The sequence below is a fragment of the Reichenbachiella sp. MSK19-1 genome (assembly GCF_003590315.1).
GTDB classification, from domain to species: Bacteria; Bacteroidota; Bacteroidia; order Cytophagales; family Cyclobacteriaceae; genus Reichenbachiella; species Reichenbachiella agariperforans.
The window spans coordinates 37,697-50,790 of sequence record NZ_MIER01000018.1 but is presented as its reverse complement, the minus strand read 5'-3'; the positions used below and the strand labels follow the sequence as shown (position 1 = coordinate 50,790).

Genomic DNA, 13,094 nt, shown 5'->3' with positions numbered 1-13,094 from the left:
GTATTTATTGGGTTGTGCATGACTATCTATACGTCATCAGCTGCTCAGACTTTCACGGAGTTGGAAATTACAGCTTTCGAACCTATGACTGATGCAAAAGCAGAATGGGCTGATTTCGATGCGGATGGCGCGCCAGATTTGTTTGTAGCAGGGACTAATTCTGGGGGGAGCTCAAAAGCCATGGTTTATCTCAACAATGGTGATGATACCTTTAATTCTACATTGATCGCTAATTGGAAGAAGGTGGATTATGCTTTTGGAGATTACAATCGTGATGGTTATTTGGATATACTCATGTCTGGAGAAGATGGTAGCGGAGACAAACATCTGACGGTTTTTAAAAACAACAGTGGGGCATCATTTTCCGAACAGTCATTGTCCTTGACACCTATGTCCAGGGGGGGGGTTCAATGGCTAGATTTTGATCATGATGGAGACCTTGATATAGCAGCAGGAGGGTTGAACAGTGCGGTTGAAGAAGTTTTTGAACTTTATGAATGGAAGGATGGAATGTATGAGTCATTAGCTCATAGTATTATTCCTCTTACTTTAGGGACATTAAAAGTCTTTGATGCCAACAATGATGGATATCATGAGCTTCTCCTTACAGGATTCGATGCTAGAGGAGAGGCACATAGTAGAGTTTACACCGTTAATGTTGACGGGTCGACAACCTTATATACGGAGTTGTCAAAAGGGTACACACGGAATGCTACCGCAATTTCTGATTTTAATGAGGATGGTTTTTTAGATATAGCTTTTGCGGGTCCCTCAGACTCTGACTCAGAGTCGGGAGATTTATATATCAATAATGGAGTTTCTTTCACACAAGTATCTCCATTTCTACAAGCCTTGACGGGAGCTTCAGCCAATTTTTCGGACTTGAATAATGATGGTCAAATGGATTTGTTGTTAACTGGGATCAACGGGTCTGATTCCTATGCTATTAATTATCAAAACAATGGTTCTCCTACCTTTTCATTTACTTCTACAGCGCACACCATGGAGGAGATGTACAATGGACAGATTGCGACTGTTGATTATGAGGGAGATGGTGACCTAGACGTTTTCCAAGTCGGGAATACTGGGTTTGGTTATTTGGCTACTTTGTATTTGTCAGATGCATCGGATCTGGTAGTTGATGAAGTACCTGAGATACCGATACTGGAGACAGATTTATTTACTCAGGCAGACTCTGTCATCTTGGAGTGGAACGGTGTAGTGGATGATCTGACCAATCAAAATAGTATATCCTATAACTTATATATCAGAAGCAGTGCGGGGGGAAGCGACTGGATCGTACCTCCACTATCAAATGAGTCCACTGGGTATAGGTTTCAAAATAGTATTGGGAACGCAGGGATTTCTACGTCATACACTCTTCGCTCATTGGATGAGGGCGTGTATTACTGGAGTGCTCAGGCGGTGGATGGAAGCCTGAAAGGCTCTGTTTTTGCTGCGCAAGAGTCATTTTCTATTTGCTATGATGTCAGTATTGGGAATGACACCACCATTTGTAGATATGAAGCATTGCCTTTATTGATTAGTGATGCGGCTGCTACTGAAGTGAACTGGTATTCAAAGACAGATGGTCTGCTACAGGCAGATGCATTTAGTTACACACACACAGTTGACAAAAAAGACACCTTAATAGCCGAAGTAACTAAATCTTACGGCTGTGTTCGCTATGACACTTTAATTGTAAGTGTCTATGACTTACCTGTATTTGATATTGGATCAGATACGACGATCTGCTATGGTGAGTACTTTGCTTTGTATGTGTCTGACTTGGGCATTGCAGGCTTGGACAGTACGAACTGGTATTCTACGAATCAGGGGGCGCTGTTGCTCAACAGCGAAACGCTATCCTTTGAGGTGCTGGAGAAAGACACTTTGATCGCAGAGGTTTTCAATATGAACGGCTGTGTGCACTACGATAGTTTGGTAGTATCGATGTATGATTTGCCAGCATTCAATCTAGGAGCAGATACGACGATCGTGTGCACTATGATAGTTTGATAGTATCGATGTATGATTTACCGGCATTTAATCTAGGATCAGATACGACGATTTGCTATGGCGAGTATTTTGACTTGTCTGTCGCTGACTTGGGTATTGCAGGCTTGGATAGTACGAACTGGTATTCTACGAATCAGGGGGCGCTGTTGCTCAACAGCGAAACGCTATCCTTTGAGGTGCTGGAGAAAGATACTTTGATCGCGGAGGTTTTCAATATGAACGGCTGTGTGAACTACGATAGTTTGATAGTATCGATGTATGATTTGCCAGCATTCAATCTAGGAGCAGATACAACGATCTGCTATGGCGAATACTTTGCATTGTCTGTGTCTGACTTGGGTATTGCAGGCTTGGATAGTACGAACTGGTATTCTACGACTCAGGGGGAGTTGTTACTCAACAGCGAAACTTTATCCTTCGAGGTGCTGGAGAAAGATACTTTGATCGCAGAGGTTTTCAATGCCAACGGCTGTGTGAACTATGATAGTTTGATAGTATCGATGTATGATTTGCCAGCATTCAATCTAGGATCAGATACGACGATCTGCTATGGCGAGTACTTTGCTTTGTCTGTGTCTGATTTGGGCATTGCAGGCTTGGATAGTACGAACTGGTATTCTACGAATCAGGGGGCGCTGTTGCTTAATAGCGAAACGTTATCCTTCGAGGTGCTGGAGAAAGACACTTTGATCGCAGAGGTTTTCAATATGAACGGCTGTGTGCACTACGATAGTTTGATAGTATCGATGTATGATTTACCGGCATTCAATCTAGGATCAGATACGACGATCTGCTATGGCGAGTACTTTGCTTTGTCTGTGTCTGACTTGGGCATTGCAGGCTTGGATAGTACGAACTGGTATTCTACGAATCAGGGGGCGCTGTTACTCAACAGCGAAACGCTATCCTTTGAGGTCTTGGAGAAAGACACTTTGATCGCAGAGGTTTTCAATATGAACGGCTGTGTGCACTACGATAGTTTGATAGTATCGATGTATGATTTACCGGCATTTAATCTAGGATCAGATACGACGATTTGCTATGGCGAGTACTTTGACTTGTCTGTGTCTGACTTGGGCATTGCAGGCTTGGATAGTACGAACTGGTATTCTACGAATCAGGGGGTGCTGTTGCTTAATAGCGAAACGCTATCCTTTGAGGTCTTGGAGAAAGACACTTTGATCGCAGAGGTTTTCAATATGAACGGCTGTGTGCACTACGATAGTTTGATAGTATCGATGTATGATTTGCCAGCATTCAATCTAGGATCAGATACAACGATCTGCTATGGTGAGTACTTTGCTTTGTCTGTGTCTGACTTGGGCATTGAAGGCTTGGATAGTACGAATTGGTATTCTACGAATCAGGGGGCGCTGTTGCTCAACAGCGAAACGCTATCCTTTGAGGTCTTGGAGAAAGACACTTTGATCGCGGAGGTTTTCAATATGAACGGCTGTGTGCACTACGATAGTTTGATAGTATCGATGTATGATTTGCTTGTGTTTAATATTGGTTCGGATACCTCCATTTGTTATGGATCTTCGATACTACTAAAGACGGGGTTTGGCTTTGATGAGGTCAATTGGTACAGCGAGGACGGAACGGTATTAGAGGAGGACAGTTGGTTTTATAATTATACGGTGGATGTATCAGATGTCTTGGTGGCAGAGGTGTATGATGTCAATCGTTGTTTGAATTACGATACGCTACAGGTAGACATGGATCCTTTGCCAGATTATACGATAGGGGAGGATTTGGCTATATGTTATGGTGATTCGGCTTCACTTTCTATCACAGGTAGTTGGACTGATGTGAGTTGGTATACAGTTGGCAATCAATTGCTCCATGATCATTCAACAGAGTATAAATATAAAGTAGAGGAAACTTTAGAAATTTGGACGGAAGTCTATTCAGACAAAAGCTGTCTTCAAAGAGATACCATAGAAGTGACCTCACTTGACTTACCTGAATTTGATTTGTCAGGAGAAGCGATCTATTGCTATAGTGAGAGTATCAATTTGGAAGTCGCCGTAGGTGAAGTTTTTGAATGGAGAGGCCAAGACGGTACGTTGTTATCGTCTAGCGCGAAGTGGCAAGCCCTTGCGGAAAGTTCGGGTGAAATATCTCTCTATGTAGAGGACGCGAATGCGTGTCATTATTCGGATACGTTGACACTGACTGTGCATGCGCTACCTGATTTTACCATTGAGGGAGAAAGTGAAATCTGCTATGGAGACTCTACGGATGTAGAAGTGAACTATGCACTCATGGATTCTATCTCTTGGTACGATGAGACGATGCGTGTGGGAGACGATGATGCACAACTTCGTTTTTCTGCTTCGGTAGACACATGGCTCTATGCTGATCTGACGGATGTCAATCAATGCCTCAATACAGACTCGCTCCTCATCGTGGTGCATGATAGACCTGTGGCAGCTGCAGGGCCTGATTCACTGATGTGTTTTGGAACACAGATTTCTTTGGGAACGGTACAGACCGAGCCAGATTGGGCGTATACTTGGCGTCCTTCCTTGACGCTTAGTGACCCGAGTGCAGCACAGCCTTTGGCTTTTCCCGAAGAAGATACGGAGTATACGCTAGAGATAGTCAATGGCGAAGGCTGTAATGCCAGAGATACGGTTATGATCCACGTCAATCCAGAGATCGTAGTAGATGCTGGAGTTGATGAGGCTATTTGTCTTGGAGAGATGGTGTCCTTGGGGACATCAACCACCGCTAGCGGGAGTCAGTTTGACTATAGCTACGAATGGACGAGTGCCAATTTGAATGCGTCTTTGACGGATAGTAACCCCAAGGTTAGCCCAGATACCACCAGTACTTACTATTTAAATGTAAGCTCAGGGTACTGCCCTGAGGAGAAAGATACCATCACCATAGTGGTCAATTATGCACCAGAGATCACAGTCAGTCCGCAGCAAAGTGTAGGGGCAGACGAATCGGTAACGATCGAGGCAACAGGAGGAGTCGAGTACCTATGGTATCCGGAAGTCTCTTTGGATGATCCCACTCTCGCTGCACCCGAAGCATCTCCTTTAGAGACGGTCACTTACTCGGTAGTAGTGACTGATGTCAACGGATGTGAAAGCACTGGAGAGGTCACGGTACTAGTGCAAAATGTCATTTTTATTCCTAACCTTTTTACACCAAATGGTGACCAAAACAATGATCAGTTCATGGTCTATGGGTCGGGGATTGCGGCATTGGAGTTTCAGGTTTTTGACCTAAACGGAAATGAGGTGTATCACACTTCGGATATAGAGGAAGCGACGACTGTCGGGTGGAATGGTAGTTATAGAGGAGAACCTCTGCCCAATGGAATGTATATCTGGACAATCAGAGGATCATTTCATGATGGGAGGTCACTCAAATTCGAAGGAAATACGAAGGGAGCAATTAGACTGTTGAGATGAGAAAGCATTTTATTTTGATATCGGTACTGGTCGTGATCGTAGGGCCTCTATGGGCTCAGCAGTCGGTGTACACGATCAATCAGTTTACACCGCTACTGATCAACCCTGCGTATGCTACGATGAATTACGATGCAGACCTGTCTTTTTTTAGAGAAGAACTGACCATCGGGCAGGGTGAGTTTTTTAATACGAATAGCCTCAATGCTGATTATGTCTTTGTCGAGAAGGAAAGTGGAAGACGACTGCTTGGACTGGGATTCAATGGCCTCAGTAAAGATACGGGGACATCTGATCTACTGAAGACTTATCGAGCAGGACTCTCAGTAGCGGTACCTATCGAGCTGACCGAGGGACAGTTTTTACACTTTGGTCTCAATGCCACCTATGTCAATATCCGTACCTCTATGGATCAGTTGAGTACGGGGTCTCAGTGGATTGCATCCGAGTTTAGGTACGATCCTTCGTCTGGATTGGGCGAGAGTTTTGAGGTGCAGCAGTTGAGTTATGTCTCGCTCAGTGGAGGGCTGATTTGGGATATCCAAAAAGAAAATCGACCATTTGCGACGCTCGGTGTGAGTGTCTGGGAGTTGAATAAACCAGAAGCATCGTTTTTTGATGAAGAGGTTCGTACGCCGATGACTTTCTGCTTTCATGGTGAGAGTGTGCTGTATGAGCGAGCAAAATTCAAGCTGACTCCTTCTTTTTATTATCAGCGAGAGGGGAGCGTCAATACCTACACCACGATGGTTTCATCTAAGTTGTTTTTTCGCAATGACAATCCTTATGATATCATTCAGTCGGGCAACTTGGATGTGATTGCACGATATGGTTTCAACCAAGACGCATCACTGGCGGTTGTATTCAACCAACCCCACTTTTCGTTTGGATTCTCCTATAATTTTCCGTTGGGGACTCAAAACCAATACTTGCAAAACGGAATACAACTCGGAGTAACAGTCAGTAAGACGCTATGGAGACCAAGAACCAAAACCATCACGATAGAGACGGTGAGTAGCAGGAGACAGTTTGATTTTGAGCAGACGGCAGTAGTCAGAGAGCAAAAATCAGAAGTAGAGCAGATGAAATCAGAATTGGAGCAGCTAGACAAAGTCAAAACACTACAGTTTGAACTCTCTAAGGATTTTCATTTTGCACGAGCAGAGGCACAATTGACGGCAGATGGTTATCCATTCCTCGATGATATGGTCAAACTGATGAAAGAAAACCCAGCGTGGACGCTACAGGTTATCGGCCATACGGATAACGTCGGTAGCAAGAAAGACAACTACGAGCTATCACTTCTTCGGGCCAGGGCGGTCGAGGAGTATTTGCTCAGTCATGGAATGGCAGGTGAACAGGTGACGATATTGGGTAGAGGAGATACAGAACCAATCGCCAGCAACGATACCGAAGAGGGCAAGGCCGAAAACAGGAGGGTGCAGTTCCTCATTCATGCGATCAATGAGTAGTAGACTAGTCTACATATCGATGCAGTCGCCGTGCTTTCGTTTTGGGAGCATGCTACTGGTGAGCTTATGGTTCATCACGACCTCTGTCTGTGCGCAAAACCTAGAAAGCATAGGCAAAGGCGATGCGCTCACTATCTCTGGTGGGGTCAACGTCAGTCAGGTGTTTTATGCCGCCAATGGCATAGAGGATCGTAGAGATCCCTATAATTACTTTTTGTCAGGTAACTTGAATCTGAGCTTGTATGGATGGAGTGTGCCTGTGTCGTTTTCCTATTCCAATCAAAACGCTTCATTTCAGCAGCCATTCAACCAATATGGGATGAGTCCTACCTACAAGTGGGTCACTGCACATCTGGGCTATCGGAGTATGACATTTTCTAAGTACACGCTAAACGGGCATTTGTTTTTGGGTGTAGGGGTGGAGCTGACACCCTCTGACAAGGTCAAGGTCATGGCGATGTACGGGCAGTTACAGAAGGCCGTGGAACTAGATACTGCCGAAGTGGGCAATTTGCCAGCGTTTAAGCGAATGGGAGGTGGCGCGAAGGTTACACTGGGGGGGGCAGATCACTCGGTCGATTTTTCGTTCTTCAAAGCATCGGATGATCCGAATTCGGTGAAGAGCAATGTCGCAGACATTGGCTTGTTTGCCGAAGACAACTTGGTACTCGGGCTAGGTGTCAGTACCAAAATCATCAACAACCTGACTTTCAAGGGCGAGATTGCCTATAGTGCCATCAGTACCAATTCGCAATCTGAAGAGGTCAATGCAGACCATATCTACAACAAGTTTTCCTTTGCGTTTCAACCCAGAGCCTCATCGTCTTACTACAGTGCCATGAATGCTGCTATACAGTATCAGTTCAAGAAGTATGCTTTTGGGGTGGCTTATGAGCGGGTCGAGCCTGGCTACCGTACGTTGGGCGCCTACTACTTTAACAATGACCTAGAAAACATCGCGCTGACACATACTTCTCGCTGGCTCAATCAGCGGTTGAGCATCAGTGCCAGAGGAGGGCTACAGCGCAACAACCTCAACAAAACTGAGCTCAATACCATGAGCCGATGGTCTGGATCTCTCAGCATCAACTACCAAGTGTCTCCAAAGATTACGACCAATATCAATTACTCCAACTTTAGCACGGTGGTCAATTTTCGCACACCAGAGCAGCTATACAACCAAGCTACTCCCTATGATAACTTGGACACGCTCAATTATCAGCAAATCTCTCAGAACGCAGCCTTAGGCGCTAATTTCCTATTGGGGAATAGTACGGAGAGAGCTCAAAACCTGAACTGTAATTTTGCCTATCAGCAGTCGGCAGAGGAGCAAGGTGGTGAAGCGCAAAATACAGGTAGCAAGTATTACAATTTTAATTCCTCCTATAGTATCAGTTTTGTGCCGAGTGCACTAGTCGTGAGTCTTTCGGGCAATGTCAACGTATCACAGGCCGTCGATACGCAAAACCTGATATATGGTCCATCCCTGTCTGCACGCAAATCCCTAGGAGATAAAAAGGCTTCTCTGACGGGCGCTTTATCCTACAACGTGTCAGAGGCCAATAACAAATTGAACAGTAGCGTACTGAATCTGCGGATAGGCGCGGGCTATGTTTTAAGAGAAAAACACCAATTCAACCTCAATGTCACGGCGATCAACCGACATACGCCACATTCTACGACACAGCAGCAGTTTAGAGAGTTTGTCGCAGAACTAGGGTACAACTTTAACTTTTCGAGCCGATGAGCAACCAGTCTAGATTCCATATCCACCCCCGTGCTTTTCAGTTCATCCGTCAGTTATGGCAGTGGTGTTTCTTCGTGGTGCTTCTCACGGCAGGATACCATGGACAGGGGCAGACCTATCCTGTACAGGTCACTACGACACTGCTCCCTCCCTATAGCCCCGAGCTTAGTTACTATTCGTCAGCGGATGTTAACAATATGCAGGTATTTGTCCATGTACTGGAGCTGGACAGAGTAGACTATCGTGCCAAACTGCGGCTCACCATAGAAGGAGCAGGCGTTCGTCTGACCACTTTGCCATCCTATGTGCCAAATCCATTGGTACTGCAGGGAGGTGTGCCGTTGATGCTCTCAGGTTTTGACCTTCGGCATTATCTCAATCCAGACCATTTGGCATTTGAAGGGATGACCAAAGCAGACTTTATGCGCAACGGTCGTTTGCCTGAGGGCTTTTATACCTTCACGATCGAAGTGCTAGATTATACGCGTGGCGTTAGGGTCTCTAATGCCTCGATGGCTACTGCATGGATTGTGCTCAACGATCCCCCGCTGATCAACTTCCCTATCAATGCCGACAAAATCACGCTGTCTGAGCCGCAGTTTGTCAACTTCTCTTGGCTCGGTCGGCATTTGGCCTCTCCCAATGCCGCCTTTAGTACCGAGTATGAGTTTTCGCTCTACGAGATGCTCCCGGGACAGACCAGTCCCGATGCGGCGGTACGATCGTCCAACACCATCTACCGTACCACGACCACACAGAGTTCGCTACTTTATGGGCCAGCAGAGCCTCTGCTTGAGCCGGGTAAGAAGTATGCCTTTCGGGTACAGGCCTATGATGTGAGCGGTCGTGATCTTTTCAAAAACCAAGGCTACAGTGAGACCTATTGGTTTCAGTACGGGGACGAATGCATGCCCGTCAAGTTCCTAGCAGGAGAAGCGCTCGATGATAGCCGTATCAAGGTCACCTGGGAGTCCGAGATGTCACATACGGGGTTTACGCTACAATACCGCGAAAAGGGCAAGTCGTCATGGCATACGGAGCAGGCGTTGTTTGGTGCACAAGTCATCCCCGACTTACAGGCAAATACGGAGTACGAATATCAAGTGGCAGGCAAGTGTCTCAACTATATCGGAGACTACAGCACGATACAGACCGTGAAGACCGAAGAGCGTACCAGTGGACCCGAGGACGAAGGGACTTATGCCTGTGGAGAAGAAGGTGAAGCTTCCGACCTCAACCCAACGCCACTAGAAAAGACACTGCGTACCCTAGATCAGTTCGAGATAGGCGGTATAGATGTTATCATACTGGAAGCCACCAAAGGCTCTGATGGCAGCTATACCGGTACGGGCTATTCTCCCTTGCCGATCTTCAAAGGCGCAGGACTCAAAGTGTCCATCGAAAATGTCATCATCAACGAAGACTACAAAGCCATCGCAGGGAAGGTCGTTACGACCTACGACGAAGAAGGCAGTTTCATATTTGGCAGTCATGACGAGCGAGAACCAGAGGGTGAGGATGTACCTAATGGTATAGAAGATCTCCCTACAGTGGTGGTCACCATACCTGTAGAGATCGCCAGTGTCACAGTAGCCGATGGCGTGGTGACCGTACTGGACGAGACAGGTACACCCGTGTCACTAGAGAGTACAGCCCTGCCAGCAGAAGGCAATACCCTTACGCTAGAAGACGCCAGTGGAGACCAATGGCTCGTAGACAGTGAAGGGAATGTACAAAAGGCAGAGCCCACTGCCGCATCGCAGGCAGCGGGTACTGCACCCGCAGCGATCAGCGCGGACGAAGACGTAGACTTTTCCATCACATTTGAGGCATATACAGACCAGAAGTTTGGGTTTGATGATCCAAAACAGCCCTTTGACAAGACCACTACTGGCCTGTCTGTGGGCTATACCCAAAAACAAGTTCAGGAAGAAAACTACTGGGTCGCTTGGAAATCTGTCGCTACAGGACAGACCGACTGGGTCACAGCGATCCACGATGCAGGAGAGGCACTACCCGCCTATGTAGGCTTCAAAACCACGACCGGAGAACTAGCCAGTCAGCCTAGCGAACAGGAGCAAAGCAAAGCCATCACCGTGCTAGGCAAGAGCAACCAGCACACAGAGACCGTGACCGCCTATGTAAAGCAAGAGGATGAGGAGGGCAATGAAACCGAAAAAACACTCGGAGTGCTACAGGTCATCAGCTATGACCAAGTAAGAGAGCGGGTCATCATCGTCCCTGTCAATGATGCCACCGTACCTGATGCCTATACCGTAGGCGAGGCACTCAACCGTATCTATGGCCAAGCCGTGGCGCACTGGGAGGTGGAGGTCAGCAGCAGCTACCAAGTGGAGGCAGAGATACTCACGCAGCTCGATGAGGGCGAGAGTGGGATACTGTCCAGCTTCCCGAGCAACATGCAGGGTTTCAATCGAGACTACAAGCGCAGCCTGGACAACTATGACAAGGACGCCTACTACCTCTTCCTGATCCCGGGATCGGACAGCGACAGAGCGGGCCTGTCCGCCGATAGGGCGGGTTTTATGCCCTTCAAGCGGCAGTTTGGCTACATCTGGACCGACAAGGCCAGCAACCAATCCACGACCATCGCCCACGAGCTAGGACATGGCGCCTTCCGTCTCAGACACACCTTCAGCACTGAGAATTTCGTCGCAGCACAGGGCAGCACCGACAACCTGATGGACTACAACAACGGCACCCAACTCTACAAACACCAGTGGGACTTCGTCCACGACCCAGAGAGCATGGTCGGTTGGTTTCAGGAGGATGAGGAAGGGGCGATGATGGCTATGTCCTTTTTTGAAATCGAATTCGTCGAAGAAGTAGGAGAAGAACATACAACCGAAAATTGTTATCAAACAGCATTAGATAGAGGTTATGAAGTCTATGAGAAGTTTGAGAAACTTGATTTAGGAATAGCAGCAGGTATGTTGGCTTATCATATTTGTGAAACCTCAATAGAGAATTGCGGAACGGGTAGTGGTGTTGAAGCTTTTTCATGCGGTCTAGCCAATGCACTATTACAAGAGCTAGATATGATTGCCATCTTGGAACTGATCGAAAGCGCATCTTTAGACATAGATAAGGACGAAATTATTACTTGTGTTGTAGAAGAAATATCTATGGTCAGTAGACCAGATGAGACAATGGAAACCATCTTGTTTAAGTGTATTACTGGAATAGATGCTTTAGCACTAGGTGATCAGGTAAAGGAGTTTGTAGAGGATAATTGGGATGAACCATATTATCAAGGTCAGGCAACAGGGTTTATACTTACTTTGATTACCCCACTGAAGGGTAAAATTATTACCAAGTTAAAAACACTACCTAAGTATACTAGTAAGATTAGTAAGCTTGAAAAGCTGTCCGCAGCTAAGAATTTAGATGAGTTGAAAACGTTGGCTAAAGCTACTAGGAGTATTCTGTTTAAAAATATTGATGAAGCTGTATTAGCCCATATTGAAGATATTACTTCTAAACTATACAGAGGTGATACTAGAGGTGTTGATGATATATTTCAGAATGGTTTTACTTCAAGAGGAACGAATACAGATTTGCTTGATTATGTAGAGACAAATGCAGAAAGTATTTATGTAGGTACAACAAAACAGCCATCAGTAGCAACTTCGAAATTTTTAAAAGATAAAAAAGGTTATGTCTACATAATAGATAAAAAAGGGACAATGACTGATGTGAATAATTTTTATTCAGCAATGGGGGATGTAAATATTTACGCTGATGAGCTAGAAGTAGTGATTGAAAATGCTATACCTTCATCTCAAATCAAAGGAGCTTTTGAAATTGATATAAATGGAAATATCATAGGAGACTTGATTGTAAACCCAACTTATGTTCCATGATTAAAGAGGTAGAAACATATTTAATAGATATAGTAACTCGTCAGAATTTTGAGAAAGTCTCGTTGAAGTATGATGAAAGTAAACTAGAGGTGTCAATAAAATCAGAAACAATAAATCAAATAGAAGTTGATGGAGCTGATTTGTTAGATTGTTATCGTAAGGTTCAGGAATTACTCGAAGAAAAAGGGTACTTACTTTGTCTTAATGGTTCACGAATAGATGTGCAAGCTTCAGGTCTTTTAAGAGATAGTACAAATGGTATCTCAACCTATCAATTTACTGAAGACTTCACTTCTGATAAGCCAATCTTAAATATTTTTCATCCAAGCGATAGGGGTTATATTGGTACTGTTCAAGAGCATAGAGATTTTATAGCGAATTGGAAAATTAAATATAAAAACTACCTTAAACAGCAATAGTAACTCCATTTAGTCAAAGCATCTTGCTTAGGTTCAATCACATTTAATCAATATTTTTTAGGATGCTAATTGCCCCCCTGGTCTTAGCGTCCGCTAAGACCTAAAATGTAGAAGGGCGTCCGCCC

The 13,094-nt window shown here is 45.4% G+C and carries 6 protein-coding genes; all 6 read left to right on the top strand.

Annotation, left to right across the window (positions count from 1 at the left end):
• Window positions 1-18: 18 nt before the first annotated feature.
• From BGP76_RS17220 to BGP76_RS17195, 6 genes are read left to right on the top strand one after another with little or no spacing between them, the layout of a single operon-like run.
• Window positions 19-2,019 (top strand): VCBS repeat-containing protein, encoded by a 2,001-nt coding sequence (locus BGP76_RS17220; RefSeq protein WP_158584317.1) that lies wholly within the window; start codon window positions 19-21, stop codon window positions 2,017-2,019.
• Window positions 2,020-2,027: 8 nt separating this feature from the next.
• Entirely contained in the window at window positions 2,028-5,450 is a 3,423-nt protein-coding gene (locus BGP76_RS17215; protein WP_147407506.1) for a gliding motility-associated C-terminal domain-containing protein, read from the top strand.
• Window positions 5,447-6,919: a PorP/SprF family type IX secretion system membrane protein gene (locus tag BGP76_RS17210; RefSeq protein ID WP_119845606.1), complete on the top strand. Its 1,473-nt coding sequence runs from the start codon at window positions 5,447-5,449 to the stop codon at window positions 6,917-6,919. The genes BGP76_RS17215 and BGP76_RS17210 overlap by 4 nt, the downstream gene beginning before the upstream one ends.
• Window positions 6,912-8,666, top strand: a complete 1,755-nt coding sequence (locus BGP76_RS17205) for a hypothetical protein (protein WP_147407505.1) — start codon at window positions 6,912-6,914, stop codon at window positions 8,664-8,666. Before BGP76_RS17210 ends, BGP76_RS17205 begins: the two co-directional genes overlap by 8 nt.
• A complete protein-coding gene (locus tag BGP76_RS17200) occupies window positions 8,663-12,550 on the top strand; it encodes a hypothetical protein (protein WP_119845604.1) in 3,888 nt (1,295 codons plus the stop codon). The genes BGP76_RS17205 and BGP76_RS17200 overlap by 4 nt, the downstream gene beginning before the upstream one ends.
• Entirely contained in the window at window positions 12,547-12,969 is a 423-nt protein-coding gene (locus BGP76_RS17195; RefSeq protein ID WP_119845603.1) for a hypothetical protein, read from the top strand. The genes BGP76_RS17200 and BGP76_RS17195 overlap by 4 nt, the downstream gene beginning before the upstream one ends.
• The last annotated feature ends 125 nt before the right edge of the window (window positions 12,970-13,094 follow it).